This window comes from Neorhizobium petrolearium (assembly GCF_017873175.1).
GTDB lineage: Bacteria > Pseudomonadota > Alphaproteobacteria > Rhizobiales > Rhizobiaceae > Neorhizobium > Neorhizobium petrolearium.
The window spans coordinates 232,997-256,826 of record NZ_JAGGJW010000004.1 but is presented as its reverse complement, the minus strand read 5'-3'; the positions used below and the strand labels follow the sequence as shown (position 1 = coordinate 256,826).

At 62.2% G+C, this 23,830-nt stretch carries 29 protein-coding genes; 7 read left to right on the top strand and 22 right to left on the bottom strand.

Annotated features, from left to right (window positions below):
• Positions 1 to 77: 77 nt before the first annotated feature.
• Entirely contained in the window at positions 78 to 1,301 is a 1,224-nt protein-coding gene (locus tag J2046_RS09615; protein ID WP_210051154.1) for an MFS transporter, read from the top strand.
• 52 nt (positions 1,302 to 1,353) lie between these two features.
• Here the strand turns inward: J2046_RS09615 and J2046_RS09610 are convergent, their stop codons facing one another.
• Genes J2046_RS09610 through J2046_RS09595 form a run of 4 tightly spaced genes read right to left on the bottom strand, consistent with a single transcriptional unit; the run spans position 1,354 to position 6,198 of the window.
• Positions 1,354 to 1,869, bottom strand: coding sequence for a GNAT family N-acetyltransferase (locus tag J2046_RS09610; protein WP_210051153.1), 516 nt, complete (start codon positions 1,867 to 1,869; stop codon positions 1,354 to 1,356).
• Between the two features lie 11 nt (positions 1,870 to 1,880).
• On the bottom strand, positions 1,881 to 2,729 hold the full coding sequence (locus J2046_RS09605) for an MOSC domain-containing protein (protein WP_210051152.1): 849 nt from the start codon (positions 2,727 to 2,729) through the stop codon (positions 1,881 to 1,883).
• An 11-nt stretch (positions 2,730 to 2,740) separates the two neighbouring features.
• Positions 2,741 to 3,391, bottom strand: coding sequence for an HD domain-containing protein (locus tag J2046_RS09600; protein WP_411828484.1), 651 nt, complete (start codon positions 3,389 to 3,391; stop codon positions 2,741 to 2,743).
• A complete protein-coding gene (locus J2046_RS09595) occupies positions 3,388 to 6,198 on the bottom strand; it encodes a DUF2339 domain-containing protein (RefSeq protein ID WP_210051151.1) in 2,811 nt (936 codons plus the stop codon). The genes J2046_RS09600 and J2046_RS09595 overlap by 4 nt, the downstream gene beginning before the upstream one ends.
• A 244-nt stretch (positions 6,199 to 6,442) precedes the next feature.
• Here J2046_RS09595 and J2046_RS09590 point away from each other — a divergent pair, with 244 nt between their 5' ends.
• The 3 genes from J2046_RS09590 to J2046_RS09580 all read left to right on the top strand — a co-directional run bounded on the left by J2046_RS09590 (position 6,443) and on the right by J2046_RS09580 (position 9,270).
• Positions 6,443 to 7,483, top strand: a complete 1,041-nt coding sequence (locus J2046_RS09590) for an ABC transporter substrate-binding protein (RefSeq protein WP_210051150.1) — start codon at positions 6,443 to 6,445, stop codon at positions 7,481 to 7,483.
• Positions 7,484 to 7,663: 180 nt separating this feature from the next.
• Positions 7,664 to 8,452 carry an ABC transporter ATP-binding protein gene (locus tag J2046_RS09585; RefSeq protein ID WP_210051149.1) on the top strand — a complete coding sequence of 263 codons (789 nt, stop codon included), beginning with the start codon at positions 7,664 to 7,666 and terminating at the stop codon, positions 8,450 to 8,452.
• On the top strand, positions 8,449 to 9,270 hold the full coding sequence (locus tag J2046_RS09580) for an ABC transporter permease (RefSeq protein WP_210051148.1): 822 nt from the start codon (positions 8,449 to 8,451) through the stop codon (positions 9,268 to 9,270). Before J2046_RS09585 ends, J2046_RS09580 begins: the two co-directional genes overlap by 4 nt.
• Positions 9,271 to 9,518: 248 nt before the next feature.
• On the opposite strand, the gene J2046_RS09575 is transcribed toward J2046_RS09580, so the two are convergent.
• From J2046_RS09575 to J2046_RS09535, 9 genes are all read right to left on the bottom strand, one after another.
• Entirely contained in the window at positions 9,519 to 10,055 is a 537-nt protein-coding gene (locus J2046_RS09575) for a tyrosine phosphatase family protein (RefSeq protein WP_210051146.1), read from the bottom strand.
• Positions 10,052 to 10,645 carry a YfbR-like 5'-deoxynucleotidase gene (locus tag J2046_RS09570; protein ID WP_233469672.1) on the bottom strand — a complete coding sequence of 198 codons (594 nt, stop codon included), beginning with the start codon at positions 10,643 to 10,645 and terminating at the stop codon, positions 10,052 to 10,054. The genes J2046_RS09575 and J2046_RS09570 overlap by 4 nt, the downstream gene beginning before the upstream one ends.
• Before the next feature lie 56 nt (positions 10,646 to 10,701).
• The gene (gene ygfZ, locus J2046_RS09565; RefSeq protein WP_210051143.1) at positions 10,702 to 11,544 is read right to left on the bottom strand and encodes a CAF17-like 4Fe-4S cluster assembly/insertion protein YgfZ; all 843 of its coding nucleotides are present in this window, start codon (positions 11,542 to 11,544) and stop codon (positions 10,702 to 10,704) included.
• A gap of 208 nt (positions 11,545 to 11,752) precedes the next feature.
• Complete coding sequence (locus J2046_RS09560) at positions 11,753 to 12,493, bottom strand: hypothetical protein (protein ID WP_233469649.1); 741 nt, start codon at positions 12,491 to 12,493, stop codon at positions 11,753 to 11,755.
• A 40-nt stretch (positions 12,494 to 12,533) separates the two neighbouring features.
• Positions 12,534 to 12,791: a hypothetical protein gene (locus J2046_RS09555; RefSeq protein WP_037150430.1), complete on the bottom strand. Its 258-nt coding sequence runs from the start codon at positions 12,789 to 12,791 to the stop codon at positions 12,534 to 12,536.
• 101 nt (positions 12,792 to 12,892) lie between these two features.
• Positions 12,893 to 13,336: a TIGR02301 family protein gene (locus tag J2046_RS09550; RefSeq protein ID WP_210051140.1), complete on the bottom strand. Its 444-nt coding sequence runs from the start codon at positions 13,334 to 13,336 to the stop codon at positions 12,893 to 12,895.
• Positions 13,337 to 13,363: 27 nt separating this feature from the next.
• Positions 13,364 to 13,780, bottom strand: a complete 417-nt coding sequence (locus J2046_RS09545; protein WP_210051138.1) for an NUDIX hydrolase — start codon at positions 13,778 to 13,780, stop codon at positions 13,364 to 13,366.
• 16 nt (positions 13,781 to 13,796) lie between these two features.
• On the bottom strand, positions 13,797 to 14,096 hold the full coding sequence (locus J2046_RS09540; RefSeq protein ID WP_210051137.1) for an addiction module antidote protein: 300 nt from the start codon (positions 14,094 to 14,096) through the stop codon (positions 13,797 to 13,799).
• 2 nt (positions 14,097 to 14,098) lie between these two features.
• A complete protein-coding gene (locus J2046_RS09535) occupies positions 14,099 to 14,395 on the bottom strand; it encodes a type II toxin-antitoxin system RelE/ParE family toxin (RefSeq protein WP_210051136.1) in 297 nt (98 codons plus the stop codon).
• A gap of 46 nt (positions 14,396 to 14,441) precedes the next feature.
• Between J2046_RS09535 and J2046_RS09530 the strand changes: the two genes are divergently transcribed.
• The 3 genes from J2046_RS09530 to J2046_RS09520 are packed head-to-tail and all read left to right on the top strand — an operon-like array spanning position 14,442 to position 16,232.
• A complete protein-coding gene (locus tag J2046_RS09530) occupies positions 14,442 to 14,768 on the top strand; it encodes a YnfA family protein (RefSeq protein ID WP_210051135.1) in 327 nt (108 codons plus the stop codon).
• A 42-nt stretch (positions 14,769 to 14,810) separates the two neighbouring features.
• Positions 14,811 to 15,578 (top strand): SOS response-associated peptidase, encoded by a 768-nt coding sequence (locus tag J2046_RS09525; RefSeq protein ID WP_210051134.1) that lies wholly within the window; start codon positions 14,811 to 14,813, stop codon positions 15,576 to 15,578.
• Positions 15,579 to 15,614: 36 nt separating this feature from the next.
• Positions 15,615 to 16,232, top strand: coding sequence for a LysE/ArgO family amino acid transporter (locus tag J2046_RS09520; RefSeq protein ID WP_210051624.1), 618 nt, complete (start codon positions 15,615 to 15,617; stop codon positions 16,230 to 16,232).
• A 15-nt stretch (positions 16,233 to 16,247) separates the two neighbouring features.
• On the opposite strand, the gene J2046_RS09515 is transcribed toward J2046_RS09520, so the two are convergent.
• The 9 genes from J2046_RS09515 to J2046_RS09480 all read right to left on the bottom strand — a co-directional run bounded on the left by J2046_RS09515 (position 16,248) and on the right by J2046_RS09480 (position 23,689).
• Entirely contained in the window at positions 16,248 to 16,385 is a 138-nt protein-coding gene (locus J2046_RS09515; RefSeq protein WP_210051133.1) for a hypothetical protein, read from the bottom strand.
• 165 nt (positions 16,386 to 16,550) lie between these two features.
• The gene (locus J2046_RS09510; protein WP_210051132.1) at positions 16,551 to 17,378 is read right to left on the bottom strand and encodes a CDP-alcohol phosphatidyltransferase family protein; all 828 of its coding nucleotides are present in this window, start codon (positions 17,376 to 17,378) and stop codon (positions 16,551 to 16,553) included.
• A gap of 20 nt (positions 17,379 to 17,398) precedes the next feature.
• Positions 17,399 to 18,097 carry a phosphatidylserine decarboxylase gene (locus J2046_RS09505; protein ID WP_210051623.1) on the bottom strand — a complete coding sequence of 233 codons (699 nt, stop codon included), beginning with the start codon at positions 18,095 to 18,097 and terminating at the stop codon, positions 17,399 to 17,401.
• A 131-nt stretch (positions 18,098 to 18,228) separates the two neighbouring features.
• Entirely contained in the window at positions 18,229 to 18,993 is a 765-nt protein-coding gene (locus tag J2046_RS09500; RefSeq protein ID WP_210051131.1) for an amino acid ABC transporter ATP-binding protein, read from the bottom strand.
• The gene (locus J2046_RS09495; protein ID WP_037150886.1) at positions 18,990 to 19,670 is read right to left on the bottom strand and encodes an amino acid ABC transporter permease; all 681 of its coding nucleotides are present in this window, start codon (positions 19,668 to 19,670) and stop codon (positions 18,990 to 18,992) included. The genes J2046_RS09500 and J2046_RS09495 overlap by 4 nt, the downstream gene beginning before the upstream one ends.
• Positions 19,671 to 19,765: 95 nt before the next feature.
• The gene (locus J2046_RS09490) at positions 19,766 to 20,539 is read right to left on the bottom strand and encodes an amino acid ABC transporter substrate-binding protein (protein ID WP_210051130.1); all 774 of its coding nucleotides are present in this window, start codon (positions 20,537 to 20,539) and stop codon (positions 19,766 to 19,768) included.
• Between the two features lie 210 nt (positions 20,540 to 20,749).
• Positions 20,750 to 21,553, bottom strand: a complete 804-nt coding sequence (locus J2046_RS09485; protein ID WP_210051128.1) for an alpha/beta fold hydrolase — start codon at positions 21,551 to 21,553, stop codon at positions 20,750 to 20,752.
• A gap of 104 nt (positions 21,554 to 21,657) precedes the next feature.
• The gene (locus tag J2046_RS34125; protein WP_267950835.1) at positions 21,658 to 21,783 is read right to left on the bottom strand and encodes a hypothetical protein; all 126 of its coding nucleotides are present in this window, start codon (positions 21,781 to 21,783) and stop codon (positions 21,658 to 21,660) included.
• Positions 21,784 to 21,799: 16 nt separating this feature from the next.
• Positions 21,800 to 23,689: an ABCB family ABC transporter ATP-binding protein/permease gene (locus tag J2046_RS09480; RefSeq protein ID WP_210051126.1), complete on the bottom strand. Its 1,890-nt coding sequence runs from the start codon at positions 23,687 to 23,689 to the stop codon at positions 21,800 to 21,802.
• Between the last annotated feature and the right edge of the window lie 141 nt (positions 23,690 to 23,830).

Genomic DNA, 23,830 nt, shown 5'->3' with positions numbered 1-23,830 from the left:
GCGCAACGTATGTGATTATTTAGCTTACATACGCGGCGTATGTAAGTGGTCATTCAAGATAACCCAAGGATTCCGATATGCCCAATCCCTATCGCGAAATATTCCGAAGGCCGGGGACGAAAGGTTTTGCCGCGGCCGCTTTTGTTGCCCGCCTGCCGCTGCCGATGACGACGATCGGCCTTGTCGCCATGCTTTCCCAGACCCATGGCGAATACTGGATCGCCGGTGCGGTCTCGGCCACCTTCGCGCTCGCCAATGCCTTCATCGCGCCGCAGGTCTCTCGGTGGGTGGACAACAAGGGCCAGTCGGCTGTGTTGGTGCCGACGACGATCGTCACCGTCGCCGCACTCGTGGCACTTGCCGCTGCAGCCTGGGCGCGCTGGCCGAACTGGACGCTCTTCGTCTTCGCCGTGGTCGCCGGGGTCATGCCGAGCATGATGGCGCTGGTGCGCGCCCGCTGGACGGAGATCTACCGCGACCGGCCGGAGCTTCATACCGCATTTGCCTTCGAATCGGTGATGGACGAGGTTGTCTATATCTGCGGCCCGATCTTCGGTATCGGCTTGAGCGTCTCTCTCTTCCCGGAAGCGGGCGTGCTGGCCTCCGCCGCTTTCCTTGCAATCGGCACGATGCTCTTCGTCGCCCAGAAATCCACCGAACCGAAGGTCGACCCGCATCGGATCAGGAATGGCGGCTCGGTCATGCGGCTTCTTCCCATGTGGTTCGTCGTGACGGTCTTTGCCGGCATGGGTGCGATCTTCGGCACGGCGGAAGTGTCGGTGGTCGCCTTTGCCGAAGCCATGGGACACAAGGGGGCTGCAAGCTATGTCCTGTCCGCCTATGCCGCCGGTTCCTTCATCGTCGGCCTTGTGATCGGCGCGATCGAGTTCAAGACGCCGCTTGCCCGCCGGTTGGTCCTTGCGAGCCTCATTGCCGCCGTCACGACGCTGCCCATGCCCTTCGTCGGCAATCTCTGGGCGCTGACGCTGGTCGTGTTTCTCGCCGGTGCGGCGATCTCGCCGACCTTCATCACCGGCATGAGCCTGATCGAGCGCATCGTGCCCGCGTCGCAGCTCACCGAGGGTATTACCTATGCCATGACCGGCGTCGGCATCGGCTTTGCCGCCGGCTCCTCGCTCGCCGGCTGGACGATCGATGCCTATGGCGCGTCGAACGGCTTCTGGGTGGCGGTCGCCGGCGGCGCGGTGGCGTTCGTGACCATGCTTGCCGGTTATGGCCGGTTGAGCAGTCCGGCCCAGGAAGCCACGCCGGGCTCGGCTGCTTTAAATCCCGCGGAGTAGTGTCGGCAAGGTGGTGCGGCAGACTGACCCTCCCCTCGAGGGGAGGGTGAGATTATGTGACGCCTTCGGCGGCAGGCCCAGATCTCTGCCGTTCGAAATACAAGCGCTCCATCTCTGGCACATAACGCATCATCTGGAAGCCCGCCTTCTCCAGCAGACGTCGCGAGGCGACATTCTCTGGTCGCGCGAATGCTGCGACCTTCGGTAGCTTCAGCACCTCGTCGGCCTCCCTCATCGCCGCTTGCGTCAGTTCGCTGCCGAAACCCTGTCCCCAGGCATCGGGGTGGAAATAGTAGCCGAGTTCAACGCCCCAGCCCGGATCGAAGGGATCGTCGTAAAGCCCGCCCCAGCCGATGATCCGGCCGCTCTCCTTCAGTTCCGCCGTCCAGGGCGCGTAGCCGTCCTTACGCCGCTGCCATTCATGCGCGGCTACCCGCCGCCGGCATTCCTTCTGCGAACCGTCCACATGGGTGAACTGCATGGCCTTCGGATCGCCGAGGAATTCGAAAAGAGCCGGGACGTCCGTCAGTCTGGGAGGCCGGAGAATGAGCCTTTCCGTGGCGATCATCGGCGTCTCGCTCACCCTCGCCGCTTGATCGCCCAGGCCTCGCGCTCCGCGATGACCGTCGCCTCATCCCCGACCCTGATCCGCCCGGTGTCGCGCGGTACGGCATTCCAGCCGAACAGAGGCCCCGGTACGCGCCGGTCGGCCGACATGCGGATGCGGCCCATGGCCGGTATCGGGCTCGGAACCTCGCGCGATCCGGTCGCCTGGTCCTGGGTGGTCATGATGCAGCGGGCGCAGGGTTTGACGAAATCGAAGCGGATGCCGGAAATCTCGATGCCTTCCCAATTGTCTTCGGCCCAGGGCTCCTCGTGATCGAGCACGATGTTCGGCCGGAAACGTTCCATGCCGACCGAGCCTTCGCCATTTCTCTGCATATCGGCGTTCAGCGCCGCGAGCGATCCGGTCGTCGTCACGAGCACCTGGTATCCGTCTGAGAAGGTAACGGGTGAATCCGGACCGGCCCATTCGGCGCTCGCCGTGCGCTTCGCCTGATCGTCGAAGAAGACGAGCCGGACATCGCGTCCCAGCCATCCGGACAGCGTCTCGTTGACCGCATCGTCGGCCACCGCCGCATTGACGATGGATTTCCACACGGCGACATCCATCCGCCGGTCTCTCGGCGGCTGCTCTACGAAAATCTCGCCCTTGCCCTCGATCAAAAAGCGGAAGCCGCCGTCCCCGGGCGTGACTTGAAGCTGCGCCAGCGCCTGCAGTTCCCGCTGCGTGATGAAGTGGCCGGTCGGATCGGTCACCATCATCCGCCGGTCGCCGGGAATGCCTTCCGCCGCGATTTCGGCCTCATTGAGCGAAATCCCGCGGCCGCTTTTCAGGGGGTAGAAATTGAGTTGGCTGACGCGCATGGAAATAGTCCTCAGATTTCGTCGATGAAAAGGTCGAGCACCTGCTTGAGGCGCGCGTGCCGTTCGGCGGCAAGTGCCCGGCCGGCCGCGGTCTGGAAACCGTCGGTGAGCTTGAACAGCTTCAGTTCGAAATGGTCGATCGCGAACGCCTTGTCGTCGAGCGGCCGTTCCTTGGCAAGCGGGTCGGCCGGGTCGTAGAGGCCGGAGCCCATCCGCCCGGCGATGTAGAAGCAGCGTGCTGCGCCCACCATGCCGATCGCATCCAGCCGGTCGGCATCCTGCAATATCTTCGCCTCTAGCGTTTCCGGCGCAATATTGGCCGAAAAGCTGTGGGCTGCGATGGCGTGGGCAACCGCGGCGATATCCGCTTTGCCCCACCCCATCTCAGTCAGAATGCCGGACGCCTTTTCCGCTGCCAGCCGCGAGGCCTGGGAACGCAACGGCGAGTTCTTCTCGACCGACACGCAATCGTGCAGCAGCACGGCTGCCGCCAGCACGCGCCCGTCGCCTCCTTCCCTGGCGTGGATGCGCATGGCGTTCTTGAAGACACGCAGGATGTGGGCGATGTCATGACTGCCGTCATCGCCCTCCGTCGCGTGCGGGATGAGTGCTTCGGCCAGCGTCCTGTAGGGCTGGAAGGCGACGGCGATGGATGGGGTCACGATGTGGTTCCCTGGGAATCGGCTGGAGAATCAGCAGGAGCGGGGTTCGCACTCCTGTTGACCAGAATGCGCTGGTAGAAAAGCCCGATGCCGATCAGCACCGCGCCGAGGCCGATGAAGGAGAGCGCCCTCAATATGCCTTCGAGGTTCGACATGTCGATGAGGAATACTTTCACGACCGCGATCAGGACGAGGCCGGCCGAGGCAAGCCGGAGGCTCTTGGCGTCGAGCTTCGAGCCCAGCGCGAGCAGTGCCACGCCGATCAAGAGCCACACGACCGAATAGGTATAGGTCTCGCCCTGCAGGAACCCCTTCCAGTCGGCGATATTGTCGCCCTGCCAGAAGCGGCGCACCGAAAGCGTGGCCCAGAGGAAGCCGAGCACAGCACCGGCCACTGCAAGCATCGCCACATAAGGCATCGGCCGGCGGCCGCGCGCATACCAGGCGACGAGGCCGTAGGCCAGCGCCGGCAGCAGATAGCCGATCAGGAGCAGGTTGAAGAAGGGCCAGCGTCCGGTGTTTTCGCCGCTGAAATAGGGGTTGAGCGCGAAGATGTGCAGCGACAGCACGTTGATCGTCGCGATCACCCCGGCGATCATCGAGCCGAAGCGGAAGACGGGGCTTGGCGACCGAAGGTCGAGCGTCATCAGGATGCCCGAGAAGCCGACAGTGACGAGCGTGTAGATCGACTGCTCGCCGAGCGTCGGGACCCGGCTGTCCAGCACGCCGCCGTTCATCGCGTGGCGCACCAGAACGGCGATCGTCATCAGTGCTGCGAGCGACGCGAGCGCCTGCATGAGGTTGCGGATGCGGAAATCCGGCGATTCCCTGAGAAGCCAGGCGGAGACGATCGCAAGCAGTGTGGGTATGCCGTAGCCGGGCAGCAGTGCATTGAGGAAGGGCGTGGTGCCGAGGCTGTTCGGGCCGATCAGCGTCGGCTCCCAGGCGATGCGGCCGAAGACGATCAGCGTGGCGGCGGCCATCATCCACGGCAGCGCCGGCCAGGGTTTTGCGCGCATCGCCAGAAGATAGGCAAAGCCGAGCACGGAGACGAGGATGGTCGTCACGATGCCGTTGGTCAGCGCATGCAGCGCCAGCGTGAAGCCCCCGAAGGAGCCGGCGACCAGGAGATTGGCGGGCCAGTCGACGGACGGGCCGGTCCCGCCCTCCGTCGCATCGCCGCCTTGCCGGAACAGCCATTCGGCCGCGCCGAGAAGCGCCAGCCCGAGGCCGAGGCCGTAAAGCCCGTGCATCCAGTCGCGCCCGAGGTTTCCGAAATTCAGGAAGCTGATGAAGGCAAGCGCCACCGGCACGGCCGGCATGAGGAAGGCCCAGACAATGGAAAATTCCGGTTCCGGTCTGCGGAAGCGCCTGAGAAAGGCGAAGCCCAGAAGCGTGAAGACCGCGCCGAGCAGGAGATAGACGGTGATTTCGTTGGTGAAGGTCAATGCTTGCGCCGGCTGGCCGTCAGCCGGAGCGGGAAGCACCGATTGCGGCACATAATCGAACCAAGTCAGGGCGGTGATGGTAATGCCCAGGATGGAGCCCGCGGCGGCGATTATCGCCGGCCAGACTGCATGGATGCGGCTGGCGCCGAGTGCCGCAAGCGTGGCCGTGATGGCAACAAAGCCGAATAACACCATTCCTGCGCCTTCCGCATGGCGCAACACCATGACAAGCGCCGGCAGCATGGTCATGATCGCGATGGAAAGCGTGATCTTCAACGGCGGCCGGAGAAGAAGGCCGCGCCATCCCGTTCTGGCTGACGCGCCGGCTTCGTAGCGCGAGCCGGGCCAGAAGAAGCCGGTGCCGGCGATCATCACGATCAGCGCCAGCACGGGCGGCAGGGGATCGAAGGCGTCGGAGCCGGCCACATAGGCGACGGCCCAGAGCCCGACGCCGATATTGGCGAGCATCGGCACGACCGTCCACCGGCGGAAGCGCGAGGCGGCATTCACCGCAAGCCAGGTGAGGCCGAGAAAGAGGAAGAGCGCCGTGGCGTTCGGCTCTTCGGTTGCGACGAGGCCCGGTGTCAGCAGCGAGGCGAGCAGGCCGAGGCCGGCAAGCGCCTGCCCATGCAGGAGCGACAGCGCGATCGTCGCGAACGAGACGAGTGCCAGCAGAACGAAGGCCGAGGCCGGGCCGATGAACTCGTAGATGCCGTAAGCCGCATAGATCGCCGCGAGCAACGTTACCGCGCCGGCCGCCGTCAGCGCGCCGGGGATCATCGCATGACTGTAGCGCTCGGAAATCTGCGGCATGGCGCGGCGGCGGACGATCTCGCCGGCGGCAAGCAGCAGGAGCCCGAAAATACCGGCAAGCGTAAGCCGTGCGGCCGGTCCGAGCAGCCCTGCCTCGATCGAATAGCGCACCAGGAAGATACCGCCGAAAGCAAGCGCCACGCCGCCCACCCAGACGGGCCAGCGGGCACCGAGATAGCTTTCCAGATTTTCGCGGGTCCTTGCCTGGGCTGCCGCCGGCTGCGGGACAGGCCCGGGCGTCACGGTCTCCTGGCCGGTGCCGACATCTTCTGCCACAACGGCCGGCTGCGTTGCCACGGCGGGCGCTTCCTCATGCGCCTCGCGTGCCGCGAGCTCGATCGGGGAGACCGGCTCGTCCTGGATGGCGTCCACTGCGGCCTCCGCTGAAATCGCCGTCACGGATGAGGGTGGAGCAACCGTCTGCCGTTTCGAGAGGTCCGCCTTGATCGCCTCCAGCTCCTTTTCGAGCGCGCCAAGACGTTTTCCGGTTCTGCTGTTGAGGCCCACCATGACGATGACCAGGATAAGGAGCAGGAGTTCGATCATCGGCATCCTCGCAAGCGGGGTGGAATGTTCCAGAGGTTATACAATTGCCGGACGAAGGAAGGGAAGGGCCAGCCTCCTGCTGAAAATCGCGCCATGATATTGCGCACAAGACAGGCGTATGCATACAAATTGACCGATATTAAAATATGATGACTTTATGTGCAGTTTCGGCTTGCGCGAGAGCTGAAGAAGCGCTTGGATGCAACTCATCCGAACAAAAGAAACTTTGAGGGGACCCATTTTCATGATCTCGCGCAGACTGTTTTCCAAACTTTCGGCCGCTGCGGCGCTGGCGTTTGCCGCCGGCTTTTCCGTGCCTGCCGCGTCGGCGCTGGCCGAGACGCCGGTCAAGTTCACACTCGACTGGAAATTCGAAGGCCCGGCTGCCGGTTTCCTGCTCGCTCAGGACAAGGGCTACTTCAAGGCCGAAGGGCTGGATGTCACGATCGATACCGGCAACGGCTCGGTCGAGGCGATCCCGCGCGTGGCGACCGGCGCCTATCAGATGGGCTTCGGCGACATCAACTCGCTGATCAAGTTCCTCGACGAGGATCCGTCGCAGAAGATCAAGGCGGTGATGATGATCTATGAGCGCCCGACGTTTGCCGTCGTCGGCCGCAAGTCGCTCGGGGTCACGGACGATCCGAAGTCGCTGGAGGGCAAGAAACTCGGCGCCCCGCCGCCGGACGGCGCATTTGCCCAGTGGAAGGCCTTCAAGCAGGTCGCCAAGATTGATGACAGCAAGATCACTATCGAGTCGATCGGCTTCCCGGTCCGCGAGCCGATGCTCGCCAAGGGCGATGTCGATGCCGTTTTCGGTTTTGCCTTCTCGGTGATCCTGAACCTGAAGGCGCAGGGCATCAAAAACGAGGATATCGCCACCATCCTGATGGCCGAACACGGCCTCAACCTTTATGGCAATGCCGTTCTGGTCAATGCTGATTTTGCCGAGAAAAATCCGGATGCCGTGAAGGGCTTCCTGAAGGCGCTCACCAAGGGCTTTGCCGATGCCGTCGCCAATCCGGAAGAGGGCGCCGCCGCCGTCCTGAAGCGCAACGAGACGCTCAACAAGGATATCGAGGTCGAGCGCCTGACCATGGCGAATTCCATGAACATCAAGACGCCCTATGTCGTGGAGAATGGTTTCGGCGGCGTCGATCCGGCGCGTCTTTCCGCCTCGATAGACACGCTCAAGGTCTCCATGGGTCTGAAGGGCAATGTGAAGGCGGAGCAGGTGTTCGACGCAAGCTATCTGCCGCCCAAGGCGGAGCGGATGCTGCCGTAACTGGAATTGTCTTCTCCCCAGCTGAGGAGAAGATGCTCGATAGGGCAGATGAGGGGGAGCGAAACGACGCCCTGAGCGGAAAGCGTCGGCGGAACCTGGCATAGGCCCCCTCATCCGGCTCTTCGAGCCACCTTCTCCCCGCTGGGGAGAAGAGGGAGTTAGCGCCAGAACGGAGACCCCATGCCTCACCTCGTTTCCATTGACAACGTCGACATGCGCTATGGCGGCGTAAACGGCACGCTCGCGGTCTCCGGCCTCACGATGAAGGTCGACAAGGGAGAGTTCGCCGCCGTCGTCGGCCCTTCCGGCTGCGGCAAGTCGACTCTGATGAAGCTCGTCACTGGGCTGCATATCCCGCAGAGCGGCGTGGTGATCGTCGCCGGCAGCCAGGTGACCGAGCCCGTGTCGATCGTCGGCATGGCCTTCCAGAACCCGACCATGCTGCCCTGGCGAACCACGCTCGACAACATCCTCTTGCCGCTGGAGATCGTCGAAAAGCACCGCCACCGGCTTCGCGCCCATAAAAAGGAATATGTCGAGAAGGCCGAACACCTGCTGGAGACCGTCGGCCTCAAGGGCTTCGGATCGAAATTTCCCTGGCAACTTTCCGGCGGCATGCAGCAGCGCGCCAATCTCTGCCGCGCGCTGATCCACGAGCCGGAACTCCTGATGCTCGACGAGCCCTTCGGCGCGCTTGACGCGTTTACACGCGAGGAGCTCTGGTGCGTCATCCGCGACCTGCACGCCGCGCAGGGCGTGACGATCATCCTGGTCACCCACGACCTGCGCGAGGCGACCTTCCTCGCCGACCGCATCTTCGTGATGAGCGCGCGTCCCGGCCGGGTGTTGAAGGAGCATGTTGTGCCCTTCGCCAGGCCTCGCGATCTCGACGTCATGTACGAAAAAGGCTTCAACGACATGGTGCATGAACTGCACGGTGAGATTGCCAGCGCGAGGGTGGTCGCATGAGTGCCGTCACGGAAAACACCGCCTCATCTGCGGCACCCGCCCGGCCGCTCCTGGCCCGCGTCAACTGGACGAGTCTGGCACCCTGGCTTTACACGCTCGGCCTTTTCGTCCTCTGGGAACTGCTGGTGATGGCGCTCGACATGCCGCCCACCATCCTGCCCGCGCCGACCCGCGTCTTTGAGGCGATCATGCAATACTGGTCGCCGATCTGGAAGAACTCGCTGCAAACTCTCTATACGACCACCGTAGGCTTTGCGATCGCTGTGGCGGCGGGGCTGGCGCTCGGCCTCTTCGTCGGCTGGTCGAAGACCATCTATGCCGGGCTCTATCCGCTGATGATCGGCTTCAACGTGATCCCGAAAGTGGCGCTGGTGCCGATCCTGGTCATCTGGTTCGGCATCGGCGCCGTTCCGGCGGTGCTGACCGCCTTCCTGATTTCCTTCTTCCCGATCGTCGTCAACGTCGCAACGGGGTTGGCGACGATCGAGCCGGAAACCGAAGATGTCTTGCGCGCGCTCGGCGCGAAGAAGATGGACATCATGCTGAAGGTCGGCATTCCGCGCTCCATGCCCTACTTTTTCGGTTCGCTGAAGATCGCCATTACGCTCGCCTTCGTCGGTTCCGTTGTGTCGGAAACGGTCGCCTCGAATTACGGGCTCGGCTATATGATGAGCTCGGCGCAGAGCCAGTTCAACGTGCCTCTCGTCTTCGCAGGCCTCTTGGCGCTCGCGGTCGAAGGCATCGCCATGTACGCGCTGATGGCCTGGATCGAGATGCGCATGACCGGCTGGGCGCACCGTTCGTCCATGTCCCATTGAGGTGCACATCGGGTCCGGCTCCTCGTAAAGCCGGACCCGATGCATCCTTTCCTTCAGACCCGCGCCATCGCCGGCTCGTCCGCTCCTTGAGGAGCCGGAGGTCCGCTCTTACCGGAAATGCTGCGGGAAGCTACCTGAGGGTCTGGAATCTCTTCCCGGTATTTGGCTCGGCGGTAATTGGCGCAGAATGCAGCGAGGTCAAGATAAAAAACGAGCTTTTCGGCCTCAGGCTAACCAATTATGAAAATTCAACTTTTGGCTTCATTGCGGGGTCTTGGTGCAAGCACGAAGGATGCCCTGCCGTCCGTCTCCGCGCCGCGCCCGATGCCCTTGATGGCGGCGATAAGCCGGCCGCCGCGGTTCAGCATCCGGTCGCCGATCTCGATCAGCCGGGAATTCGGCGTCGCATGCGGCGCCGCTTCACGCAGCCGTGCGGCGAGCGCGAAATCATCCTCTTCGGGGTGGAGCGAAAGGGTGGCGATCACCGCCGCGGCCGGCGAGCGGGAAACGCCCATCCAGCAATGGATGATGATCGGTGCCGACTGGTCCCAGTCCCGCACGAAGCCGATCAGGCTTTTCACATGCGTTTCGCTCGGCGCCACCAGGTCGCCCGTTCCGGCAAAGCCGATATCGTTCATCGCAAGCTTCAGGTGGCGGTTCGCGGAAATGACGCCCGGCCGATGGAAATCCTGGCTCTCGGCGATCAGGCTTACCATTTCCCGGGCGCGGTGCCGGACCGCCATTTCGGCGATGCTGGCAAGCGGGCACACGACGATCCCCGTCATGAGGCTTTGCTCGCTCTCTTGTCTGCCGCCCGCTCCGCCTCGATCTCGTGGAAGCGATCGAGAAAGCGCTGCTGCGCTTCGGTTGCCGGCATGGGATCGATCGGCAGCATGTCGCGGGTAATGCCGCGCGGCTGGCCGAAGAATTTCCGCGCTTCGGCAACGGAGAAGCCGGCAAGCTCGGTCGCCTCGAAAAAGGCGGCGATCGTATCGGCCTTCTTGATCAGCGCCTTGAGTTCGCGGGAGGGATGCGGCGGCAGGCCGAAGCGCAGGTGGACGGCCGCTTCGAGCCTCTGCTCGACGGCCTTGTAGTCGCCGCCGACAACCGATTTGAACGGCGAAATCATGTCGCCGATGACATATTCCGGCGCATCGTGTAGCAGCGTCATCTGCAACGCCTCCGCCGTGCAGGGTTCATTGCAGCGGCGAAAAATCTCCTCCACCACGAGGCAGTGCTGGGCGACGGAAAAGGCATGATCGCCGCGTGTCTGGCCGTTCCAGCGGGCGACGCGGGCAAGCCCATGGGCGATGTCGGAGATTTCGACGTCGAGTGGAGAGGGGTCGAGCAGGTCGAGTCTTCGCCCCGACAGCATGCGTTGCCAGGCGCGGGCCGCACGGGCGGAAATCGAGGCAGGAGTCTTGGCCGCTCTCACGGTTCGGCCTCTTCCGCCTCGACGGGGAAGGAAAGTCCCGTCCATTCGGGCAGCGTCAGCGTCACCGGCACATCGCCGGCGATCAGCGGGAGGCCTCGCGCCAGGGCATCGCCGGCGCGGTCGACGCGGACGATTGCAAGCCCCTTGTTCCCGGCAACCGAGCCGAGGGCGCCGACGGTCTTGCCGCCGGCGATGATCTCCGTGCCGGAGCGAGGCAACTGCTCATCGCCTGAAACCAGCGCCACGCGTCGCCGCGCTGAGCCGCGATGCTGCATGCGGGAGACGACTTCCTGGCCGACATAGCAGCCTTTACGGAAGGAAAGCCCGCCTGCGAGGTCAAGCAGGACGTCATGCGGAAAGGCGTCCTGCAATGCGTAATCATGGCCGGAGAGCGTGAGGCCTGCTTCGACGCGGAGCGCATGATAAGCCTCTTCCGGTCCCCCGGCCTGTTTGCCCGGCACGCGGGTAAGCGGGATTCCGGCTTTCTCGAAGGCGGCGTCCTTTATGCTTCCCTTGTCCGCGTCGTCGCCCCAGAAGACCGTGACGCCTTCCGCAGCATCGGGCGCGATGTCGACCGCCGCGCGTAGCTTGTACATGGTGAGCCGGCGGACGAGTGCTTCCCGCTGGTCGGCATCGGTTTCGATGACGAAACCGTCGCCATCCCGCCAGACGATGAAATCGAAGAGGATCTTGCCTTGCGGGGTTAAAAGCGCGCCCGGCCGCGCCTCGTTTTCGGGCAGCCCATCGATATCGGTGGTGATCAGCCCCTGCAGGAAATCCTGCGCATCCTTGCCGGAAAGGCGGATCAGGCTTCGCGTTGGAAGATAGGCGGCGGACATGGCACGGGAATCCGGTTGTTCTGAAACTGAGAGTTAAGTCTTTCGCGGGGCGGGGACAAGTCGTGCCCTTGGTTGAATCAACGGAGCGAAGACGCAGGGTCCGTGAGCGATCGATCAATCCCGATCCTGAGCCGTAACTCAGTCATAGATTTTGTCGGTTGAGGGGAGGCGATTGAAAAGAGCAACCGTTCTGCGAGCCCACAATCTCTCAATCGCCGCCCGAGAAGAACTTCCATTTGCCGTCCGGCGTGATGCCCACGCGGAAGAAGTTGTAGTTGCCGTTCTCTTCCATGCCCGCGAGATCACCGGCCGTGACGATACGGAGCAGGTCGACACGCTCCGGCGGGGTCAGCGTGGCAAGCGACTTGCCGGTGAAATAGGGCCAGACATAGGTCTCGTCCGGCGTGCCGGTGTCAAAATGGGCAGCGCTCGTCGAGAGGATGTCGAGCAGGATCGCCAGGATTTCCTGACCGTCCGGATCACCGGAAAAGCCTTTCAGCGTCTCGATCGGATCATCGCTTTCGCCGTTCATCACCAGGGTCTGGCCGGCTCCGGTTCCGATCAGCGGACGCAAGCGCTCGATATCTCCGGAGGCGGCGGCTTCGACGATCTGCTCGCGCATCTGTTTGACCGGTGCCGGCAGTTTCGACATGTCATGAATGATTTCGAGCGGCGCGTTGTCATCGGCTACGGTCTTGCCGGCATCGGTATCGGGCGCCGCAGCCGGTTTCTCGTCGACCTGTGTCGATCGATCGATTGCCGGGCCTGGCTGGGGCAGCGTCGTACCCTCGAAGGCTTCGAGGTCTTCCACCTTTTGGGAGCGCTGGGGCTCCCGAGGAGATTCGACACCCGGTGAGAGCTCGGAAAAGGCAAAGGCGTGACTGCCGGCCGCCGTGCCACCAACGGCAAACAGCACCGCCATGGAAAGGCGAATGAAGGTTTGGTGCATGGTCGTTTCCGCTGCGCCGCGCATGGGAAACCTCGGTTGTTTACTGGACCGTGCGCTCGGGGGAGAACTCGCCTGCGAGCATGCGGGTCCGAAGCGATTCAAGCATGGCTTCGGCTCCGGTCTCGCCATGGATTCGGATGGTTTCCCGCATAGCAAGCACCAGGGCTGCGTCAGCGATGATCTCCGTTTCGATACCGTCAGCCCGGCCGTCAGCCCAGGCTTCACTCTGATATTCCAAGGCAGCCTGCATCTTCTCATGCACAATCATGTCGTCGATGTCATTGCGGCCTGCTTGCATTCTCTCGTCCTCGGTGCCCGTTTGATTACTAGCCCGTTAAAAACTTTATCAGTCTTTTATCAAAACGACACGGCCTCCTGCGAAAAGAGGTAAATAATCCTCTAATTTCCGAAACGTGCGGCAATTTCTGCGGCAAGTGTTGCGCCTTCGTTACGGTATCGCTCCTCCGCGATCCTTGCCGCGTCCGTGCAGGAGGAGTGGACAGCCGCAAAGGAGCGATAGCCACGGTTGAAGGCGGCCGTCAGTTTCTCGCGGCGCTTGGGTTCGTTCGCCGTATCGGCGTCCAGCAGTTGCTGCATGGCCGCGCGCCAGTCGGAGCCCGGTGCGCCGCAGAGCGACCTGAGGTATTGGATCGATCCCAGAACCTCTGCAAGGCGGGTGAGTTGCGCTTCATAAGGCGCCGGTTTTTCCTCCGCCGGTGGTTGTGGGGGAGGAAGAGTTGACTGCTGTTTCGCCGCCGGCTGCTTGGCTGTCTGGGCGGCGAGAGGTGCCGCCACCAGAACCGGCAACAGGAGAGTGAGGGCAAATCGCAAACTGTGCTTCATGAACGAGTCCCGGCGTATCGGCATCTCTTACCGGGCATTCAGCTCCGCCGCCAGTCTCTCGACGCATTCAAGCACGCTCGGCGGCACCGGAAGCAGGCGGATCTCCTCGACCGTATACCAGCCGGGATCGGCGGCGTCATCGGCGGCAATCGCTTCGGTGTCGGCATCCGCCTCGACGCGAAAGACCGAGAGAAAGAAATGTCTGCCGTCGTCTTTCTCGCTCCTGATGTCGTAGGTCGCGAACAGAATGGGGTTGCGGACGGCAATGCCGGTCTCCTCGAAGAATTCCCTGAGTGCCGTCTGGTCCGGCGTCTCTCCGGGCTCGCCGCGCCCGCCCGGAAAGGCGAACAGATCGGCCGACGGCGGGTTGATCCGCCGGATCAGCAGGAACCGGCCTTCCCGTTCGAGAATGGCGGAGGATGCAGGTTGAGGGGAGGAGGGCATGCTATGTCTTTTCGATTCAGCGGGCCGCGGCGCCGTGGGGCACGATGGTTAAATCATACCCTATTGCGCGAATGACTTTCAGGATGGTCGCGAACTCCGGATTACCGCCTTCGCTGAGCGCTCGATAGAGATTTTCACGAGACAAGCCGGCGTCCTTGGCAACTTGGCTCATACCCCGGGCACGAGCAACATCGCCAATCGCGGCTGCGATAACCGCTGGATCGCCATCCTCGAATACCGCTTCCAGAAAGAGCGCAATGCGCTCGTCACTATCCAGATGTTCAACGATATCCCATTTCTTCGTTTTGACAGCCATCGTCATTCCTCCAGATCCGCGGCCAGTGCTTTGGCCGAAGCGATATCGGCCGACTGGCTGGATTTATCGCCGCCGCACAGCAGGATGATCAGCTTCTCCCCACGGCGTGTGAAATAGATTCGATAACCTGGTCCATAGTCGATGCGCATTTCGCTGATGCCGGAGCCAACAGGCTTTACATCGCCGGGATTGCCAAGAGATAAGCGATAGATGCGAGTGTTGATCCGGGTCTTCGCACGCTCATCTCGCAACCTGGTAAACCAAGCCGAGTAGATTTCGGTTTCCAGGATTTCGATCATGTGAGATATGTAGCGCGTAAGCTACAGTCCTGCAAGTGATACATCCATGAAAACCTACACCCTCTACGCCTTAGCTGCCCTTGCCGAGATCGCCGGCTGCTTTGCTTTCTGGGCCTGGCTCCGGCTTGGAAAGCCCGTCTGGTGGATGGCGCCGGGCATGGTGTCGCTGATCCTCTTCGCCTGGGCCTTGGCGCTGGTGCCGAGCGAGGCGGCGGGACGCACCTACGCGGCCTATGGCGGCATCTATATCCTCGCCTCCATCCTCTGGCTGTGGGCGGTTGAGGCACGGGTGCCGGATCGCTGGGATGTGCTTGGCGTTGCGGTCTGCCTTGCCGGAGGAGCGATCATCCTCTTCGGTCCGAGAAGCGCGTAGACCCGCTTGACCCTTCGCAAGCCCGATGCCATCTAGGTTCGCATGTGCGGACGCTACGCCCTGACGGCCACTCCCAAAGAGATTTCGGAATTCTTCGATCTGGCGGATCTCGACGATTTCCCGGCCCGCTACAACATTGCGCCGACGCAACCGATCCTCGTCGTGATGTCGTCGGAACGGCGTGAGCCCGGCAGCAACCTGCCGGAGCGCCGCGCGTTCCTCGCCCGCTGGGGCTTCATTCCCGGCTGGGTGAAGGACCCGAAGGAGTTTCCGCTGCTGATCAACGCGCGCTCCGAAACGGCGATCGGCAAGGCTTCCTTCCGCGCCGCCATGCGCCACCGCCGCATCCTGATCCCCGCGACCGGCTTTTACGAATGGCGCCGGCCGCCGAAGGAGACAGGTGTCAGGCCGCAGGCCTATTGGGTGCGGCCGAAAAGGGGCGGCGTCATCGCCTTTGCCGGGTTGATGGAGACCTGGTCATCGGCCGACGGTTCGGAAGTTGATACGGCGGCGATCATGACGACAAGGGCGAATGCCGCGATCCATCCTATCCATGAGCGGATGCCGGTGGTCATCAAGCCGGAGGATTTCGACCGCTGGCTCGACTGCAAGACGCGCGAACCGCGCGAGGTGGCCGACCTGATGCAGCCGGTCCAGGAGGATTTCTTCGAGGCGCTGCCGGTTTCCGACCTCGTCAACAAGGTTTCCAACATGGGGCCGGACCTGCAGAAACCGGTCGCGGTCAGCCCGCCGGAAGAGGAGCTGCCGAAGAAGGCGAAACCGGACTCCTCGCAGATGTCGCTCTTCTGATCCTTCGGCTTTCTTCAAACGGATACTTCCATGAACCTGTTTTCCGCCGGTTTTTCCGGTCTTGCGCTCGGTGGATCGCTCATTGTCGCGATCGGGGCCCAGAACGCCTTTATCCTGCGGCAGGGCCTGATCCGCAGCCATGTCTTCATTCTTTGCCTGATCTGCGCGCTTTCGGATGCATTGTTGATCGCCGCGGGCGTCGGCGGCCTTGGCACGATCGTCTCGCGCTCGCCGGCGCTGATCCAGGTGGTGACGCTCTGCGGCACCGTCTTCCTCGGCACCTATTCGGTCATGGCCTTCCGCCGCGCGGCAAAGCCCGGCGCCCTGGTGACCGGTGTACCGGAACCGATGGGGCTGAAGGCAGCGGTCCTGACCTGCCTCGCCTTCACCTTTCTCAATCCGCATGTCTATCTGGACACGGTCGTGCTGCTTGGCAGCTTGTCGGCGGCCTTCGAAGGGATGGAACGCGTGGCCTACGGCGCCGGTGCGGCGATCGCCTCGTTCCTGTGGTTCTTCGGGCTTGGCTACGGCGCGCGATTTCTAGCGCCGTTCTTTGCGAGACCCGCCGCCTGGCGGGTTCTGGATGTCGTCATCGGCGTTGTGATGGGCCTGCTCGCGCTCGGGCTGCTTTTGAGCTTCCTTGGCGGCGAATAGGAATGAAGGCGGGCTTTAACCGGTCGGGTTGAGCTTCGGCTTGCGCTTCAGCATCAGCGCGGCGGCAACAACGGCCTTGAGCGCCAGGGGGCGGTAGGGTGGGGTGATATCCTGCTTGGTTTCGGTTTTCTTGGCTGGCTTTTCTGTGCTCATGGCTGTCTCTGTCACACGCGCGATTCGGTTGCGTCCATCGCGGCTTTTCCCATGAAACAGGGCGGAATCGTGACCAACTACCCGGCGTCGTCGCCAGCCTTTCACGGAGCTGTCGTCTTGCCGGAAACTGTTGCGCGGAAGTTGCAGCTTGTCACGAGCGAGGGTTCAGACGCTCGTGCCGTCATCCTCGATTGTAATCGTGCCGTAGCGACGCTGCCAGGCGCGCGCGCTGAAGGGCAGCACGCAGAGATAGGCGATGACGGTAACGGACAGCACCTGCCAGGTGTAACTCATCAGCAGCGCCACATAGAGCACGACACCGAGCAGGATTGGCAGCATGAGATCGCGGCGGATGCGGCTCGACTTGCCGGACCAGACCGGCAGGCGGGAGACGAGCAGGTAGCCGATCAGCACCGTGTAGGCGACGCTTCCGTAGACGAAGAAAGGGGTAGGCTCGACGCCGAGGAAGCCCAGATAGACCGGCAGCAGCACCAGCATGGCCCCCATAGGGGCCGGCACGCCGACAAAAAATTCCGATTGCCACGGCGCCTTCACTTCGCGGTCCGCCATGACGTTGAAGCGGGCAAGCCGAAGCCCGGCGGCGATCGCGTAGAGAAGTGCCGCGATCCAGCCCGGCGAACGGGCGTTGTCGAGCAGGAAGGCGTAGGAGACCAGCGCCGGCGCCACGCCGAAATTGATGATGTCGGCAAGCGAATCCATCTGCACGCCGAATTTCGACGTTGCCTTGAGCAGCCGGGCGATGCGCCCGTCGATACCGTCCAGGAAGGCGGCTGCGAGCACCATGACGACGGCGAGTTCGTAACGTCCTTCGAAGGCGAGCCGGATGCCCGTCAGTCCCGCGCAGATGGCGAGCGCGGTGATGAGGTTCGGTACCATCAGCCGGATCGGGATTTCGCGCAGGCGCGGACCGCGAGCCTCGTCGTTCGGACGGTTCGGTTCGTTCTGCTGCGGGGGCGAAGCGGGCGTCTCCATGCGGTTTTCTCGCTCTTCGCTCATGTGCGGCGGCTGATGGTCGGGCCCTTGGACGAACCGAATTCCGCAAGCACGGTCTCGCCGCCGATGGCGATCTGGCCGATGGAAACGCGTGGCTCAGCGCCGGACGGCACGAAGACGTCGAGCCTGGAGCCGAAGCGGATCAGCCCGAAGCGCTCCCCGGCATTCACCGGCTCGCCGGACTTCACCCAGCACACGATGCGCCGCGCCACGAGGCCGGCGATCTGCACGACACCGATCTTGCCGTGGCGGGTTTCGATGACAAGCCCGTTGCGCTCGTTGTCCTCGCTCGCCTTGTCGAGTTCGGCGTTGATGAACTGGCCGGGGCGGTATTCGATGCGGGAGACCTGGCCACGCACCGGCGAACGGTTGATGTGGCAGTCGAAGACGTTCATGAACACGGAAATCCGCAGCATCGGCTCGGAGCCGAGTTCGAGCTCAGCCGGTGGCACGACCATGGCGACATGCGAGATCTTCCCGTCGGCAGGGCTCAGTACAAGATCGTCGTCCTGGGGCACGGCGCGCTCCGGATCGCGGAAGAAATAGGCGCACCAGAGCGTCAGGACAAGCCCGATCCAGAACAGCGGTTCAGCGATATAGCCGAGAATCAGCGAGGCGATGAAGAAGGCCGCCACAAAGATATAGCCTTCCTTATGGATCGGCACGAGCGTGTTGCGGATGGTGTCGAAGAGATTGATCAACCTGGTTCTCCTGCTGGTCAGCCGGACCTGACTACAGAAAAACCGCTTTACCGGCAATGCGGTTCCGCTGCCGCAACTTCAGGCTTTGTTGATGACGCGCGGTAGCGTTGAGCCACCCACCTGTCCGATCAACCTGGCGAAAGCCCCTGCGCCGCATTGATCGATGAAACGAACCGTCGCGTGCGCTCGTGTTTCGGAGAGTTGAAGATCGCCTGGGCGCTGCCCGATTCGACCACGCTGCCGTTTTCCAGGAAGACGACATGATTGGCGATCTGCGAGGCAAGGCGCAGGTCGTGCGTTGCCATGACCATGGTCGTTCCTTCCTTCGCAAGCCGTCCCAGCACGTCGACGACCTCTGCGGAAAGTTCGGGATCGAGGGCTGATGTCGGCTCGTCGCAAAGGAGAACGCGCGGGGAAGGCGCCAGCGCCCGGGCGATCGCCACGCGCTGCTGCTGTCCACCGGAGAGTGTGGAGGGCCAGGCATCCGCCTTGTGCGCCATGCCGACCTTGGTCAGCAACTCCATGGCGCGAGCCTGTGCCTTCTCGCGCGGCCATTTCAGGACGGTGGTCAGCCCTTCCATGACGTTCTCGATTGCCGTTCGGTGTGGGAAGAGTTGGAAATTCTGAAACACCATGCCGGTCTGGCGGCGGATTTTCTGGATCGCCTGCCAGCCGATCTTCCTGCCGGGGGCGAAATCGAGCTTTTCGTCGCCGATGCGCACGGAACCGGCGGTCGGGATTTCCAGAAGGTTGATGCAGCGCAGAAGCGTGCTTTTGCCGCCGCCGGACGGGCCGACCAGCGCGGTGACGCTGCCCTCGGGAATGCGGATGCTGATGTCCTTCAGGACGGCGGTATCGCCGAAGCTTTTTTCGATATGGGAAAGCTCGATCATCTATTTGCCTCCAGCATGCCGCCATAGCGGGCGAAGCGCTTTTCCAGCCTGTCCTGCAGCGATGAGAGGACCGAGCTCAGCACGAGATAGATGAGGGCGGCTTCGATATAGAGGATAAGCGGTTCGTAAGTGGTGGCGACGATGCGCTGGGCCGCCTGGAAAAGCTCCGGCACGGTAATCGCGGCCGCAAGCGAGGTATCCTTGACGAGTGAAATGAACGTGTTGGAGAGCGGCGGCACCGCGACCCGCGCGGCCTGCGGCAGGACCGTCCGGCTCATCGCTTGCCGCCATGTCATGCCGATCGAATAGGCTGCTTCCCATTGCCCCTTGGGGACGGAGGAGATGACCGCCCGGATGATCTCGGAACTGTAGGCGCCGATATTGAGCGTGAAGCCGATCAGCGCCGCCGGGAAGGCATCGAGCAGGATGCCGATGCTCGGAAGGCCGTAGAAGATCACGAAAAGTTGCACCAATAGCGGTGTGCCGCGGATCACCCAGACATAAAATCGCGCGATCAGCGCAAGGGGATTGGGCCCGAACAGGCGGGTGACCGCCGTCACGAGGCCGAGGATCAGGCCGAAGGTGAAGGAAAGCAAGGTCAGCGGAACGGTGAACTTGATGCCCGCCCATAAAAGCATCGGAAGTGAATCCGACATCAGTTGAAGCCAGTGCGGCAAGGTGTGCCCCTCAAAAACAGCGCGTCCGGCGCAGCCGCCGGACGCTTTGAATGTCTTCAATTAGTGCAGTTTGCGGAAACCGGAAACCGCTCCCTTTATTTGGACACATCCTGCCCGAAATACTTCTCGGAAATCTTCTGATAGGTGCCGTCGGCCTTGATGTCGGTGAGCGCCTTGTTGATGGCTTCCAGCAGTTCCGGTTCACCCTTGCGGATGATGATGCCGGAATAGTCGGCGTTTTCCTGCTCGGCAGCGATCTTCACCGGAGCATCGGGCTTCTGCTTCTTGAAATCGAGGAAGGAGAGGCTGTCGTTGACCGTGGCGTCGGCGCGACGCGTCAGCACAAGCTGGATCGACTGGTCGAAACCGTCCGTGCCGACGAGTTCGGCACCGGACTGCTCGGCGAGCTTGCCGAAATTGCTGGTCAGCGACTGGGCCGACTTCTTGCCCTTGAGATCGGCAAAGCCCTTGATGTCGTCATTGTCCGCACGGACGATCAGCACCGCCTTGGAGGCGATGTAGGGGTCGGAGAAGTCGTACTTCTGCTTGCGCGCTTCGGTGATGCCCACCTGGTTGATGACCGTGTCGTAGCGCTTTGCATCGAGGCCTGCGATCAGGCCGTCCCACTTGCCCTCGATGAATTCCGGTTTGACGCCGAGCTTCGCGGCAACGGCTTCGCCGATCTCGACGTCGAAGCCGACGAGCTTGCCGCTTTGATCGTGATAGGTGAAGGGCGCATAGGTTCCCTCGGTGCCGATCTTCAGGACGCCGGTCGACTTGATGGCGGCAAGGTTTTCGCCGGCGAGGGAGGGAATGATCGCCGCCGCCTGAATGAGGGCCGCAGCGACAATGGTTTTCAACCGGATCATTTTCGTCATCCTTTCAGCAATGCTTTGCTGGCATTTGATTTCCGACCCTAGATGCCAGAAATTAGGACGCTTTGAGTGGAAGAAAACTGCGAAGAAAAACGGCGAATGCAAATATTTTGCTCAATTGGTGCCCCGGAACCGAAGTTCAGGACTCGTCGAGGCAACCGGCCTGCCCATATTTGATCGGCGACGCTCGTTCCCGGGATTAGGTCAGTCGGGGGTGAAATCCGGCATTGAGTCTGGCCCACGAAGGAATCGTAGGGCTGTTGAGGTGAATGGGACCGTGGAATCATAGATGGGCGCGTGGTCGCCGCCGGGAACAATCCACAACTCGGCATCCGGTATAGAACGATAGATGCTTACTGGAATTTCAACGGGGAAAAAATTATCGCGATCACCGTGCACGATGAGCGTACGAGCTGTGATGGTCGATAAGCTTTGTTTCGTGAAATTCATGTCGTCGTAGTTTTCGGCGAACGCGTTGAACTGTGAAATGAGTTGACGAATCTGTTCGTCACCGCGTTTTGCGCATTCCCGATACATCTCCTGCACCGGTTGGGGCATGGTGGCCATCGAAGCCCTGCGCATTATTGCCCTGGCCTGATCCGGGAAGTGCGTGGTTGCGCTAATTAACACCATCGAGTCGATGCGCTCAGGCTGGCTCGTTGCCATGTGCAGGAGCGCCATTCCGCCAGAACTGATACCCATGGCCGAGAACTGCCCAACTCCCAGCTTCTCCAGCAAGAGGAATACGTCGTTGGCCGCTTCTCGATGTGTGAACCTGTTCCCGGGGTTGGTGGAGTAACCGTGGCCGCGCAGGTCCACGACGATCAGTCGATGGTGCTCCGAGAGTTCGGCGATGAAGGGATACCAGTTCTGCGCACAGCCGCCAAACCCGTGCAACAGCACCAAGGGCTTTCCAGTTCCGTACTCTTCGTAGTGCATTTCAATGGTGTTGAGCTGAACGGTCTGCCCGCGACCGGTTGTTCGCTCGGGAGCATATGTCGTCGTCACGGGTATGCCTCTCCTGTATTTAGGCGGACTGCTGCGCGGCCCCGGCATGAGCGCCAATGAATCATATCGCTGGCGTCTTGGGAATCCTTTTAACTGGTCTGAGCTTAAGGCTCTACCCAACCGAGCCACGTCGTGAGTGCCAGCAGCGGCGAGCCGTAGAATGCCAGCACGAGCAGATAGGCAAGTGCAACGCCGCCGAACACCGCCATTCTCTTCCAAGAATATCGCATTGTTTCCTCGTGACAGTTATTCCGCCGCCGGCTGGCCGCGCAGCACGATGCCGAGATCGTCGCTTTCGCGTACTTTCCGGAGCTGTTCTTCGGCCTGCACCGCTTCGCGCTGGCGGTTCCACATCGAGGCATAGAGCCCGTTCGCTTCGAGAAGTGCTGCATGCGTGCCCCGTTCGGCGATCTGCCCGTCGCGCAGCACGATGATCTCGTCCGCATGGATGACGGTCGACAGCCGGTGGGCGATGACGAGCGTCGTGCGGTTCTTCGAAACAGTGTCGAGCGCCGACTGGATCTCGTGCTCGGTCGTCGTGTCGAGCGCCGAGGTCGCCTCGTCGAGGATGAGGATCGGCGGAGCTTTGAGGATCGTGCGGGCGATCGCGACGCGCTGTTTCTCGCCGCCGGAGAGTTTCAGGCCCCGCTCGCCCACCTTGGTGGCGAAACCTTCCGGCAGGGTATGGATGAAATGGCCGATCTGCGCCACTTCGGCTGCCGTTTGAACGTCCTCGTCCGTGGCGGAGGGCCGGCCATAGCGAATATTGTAGGCGATCGTGTCGTTGAAGAGCACCGTATCCTGCGGCACCATGCCGATCGCGGCGCGTAGCGACTGCTGCGTGATGTCCCTGACGTCCTGCCCGTCGATGGTGATCGCGCCCTCCTGGATATCGTAGAAGCGGTAGAGCAGGCGGGAGATCGTCGATTTGCCCGCTCCCGAGGGGCCGACGATCGCAACCGTCTTGCCCGCCGGCACGTCGAAGGAGACGCCCTTCAGGATCGGCCGCTCCGGGTCATAGGAAAAATGGACGTCCTTGAAGGCGATGGCGCCCTTGCGGATATCGAGTGCCCTGGCATCCGGTTTGTCCACCACTTCCGGCTCCACTTCCAGAAGCTCGAACATCTGTTCGATATCGGTGAGCCCCTGGCGGATTTCGCGATAGACGAAGCCGATGAAATTGAGCGGCACGGCGAGCTGCATGAGCAGCGCATTGACGAAGACGAAATCGCCGATCGTCTGGTCACCGCGCTGGACCGCAAGCGCCGACATGACCATCATCACCGTCTGTCCGATGCCGAAGATGACCCCCTGGCCGAAGTTCAGCCAGCCGAGCGAGGTCCAGACGTCCGTCGCGGCCTTTTCGTAGCGCGCCATGGAGACGTCGAAGCGCCGCGCTTCCATCTCCTCGTTGCCGAAATATTTGACCGTCTCGAAATTCAGAAGCGAGTCGATCGCCTTGGTGTTTGCGTCGGTGTCGCTGTCGTTCATCGAACGCCGGATGGAAATCCGCCAGTCGCTCGCCTTGATCGTGAACCAGATATAGAGCCAGACGGTAACGGCGGTGACCGCCACGTACCAGAAGCCGTAGGCCGCCCAGAAGATGATCGCGGTCAGCAGGAATTCGAGCAGCGTCGGCACGGAATTGAGGATCGTGAAGCGGACGATCGTCTCGATACCCTTGGTGCCGCGCTCGATGATGCGTGACAGCCCGCCCGTCTTGCGCTCCAGGTGGAAGCGCAGGGAAAGCTGATGCATATGCACGAACGTCCTGTAGGCAAGCTGGCGCACCGCATATTGCCCGACCGAAGCAAACAGCGAATCGCGAAGCTGGTTCAGTCCGAGCTGCAGGATGCGGGTGAAATTATAGGCGATGACGAGGACCACGGCGCCGAGCAGGAAGGTGGGCAGGAGGCCCTGCATGTCGAGCTTGCCGTTCAGCGCATCCGTCGCCCATTTGAAAAAATAGGGAACAGCGAGCAGCACCAGCTTGGCGACGAAGAGGAAGAGGGTCGCCCAGAGAACCCGTGCCTTCAGATCCGCGCGGCCCTCGGGCCACATATAGGGCCACAGGTTGACGAGAGTGCCGAGCGGATTGCTCGCATCCGCCGATACGGTCTTTTTCTGTCCTGCCATCGATATCTCCGCGCGGGGCGTGTCAAACGCCATCCGGCACATAAGGTCCGACGCGGAATGTTGCAATGACGGTTTGATGAAAGTTCCGGCTTGCGGGAGATGTGATGTCGTCGGCCGTGAAGTGCCAGGCCGTATGGACCG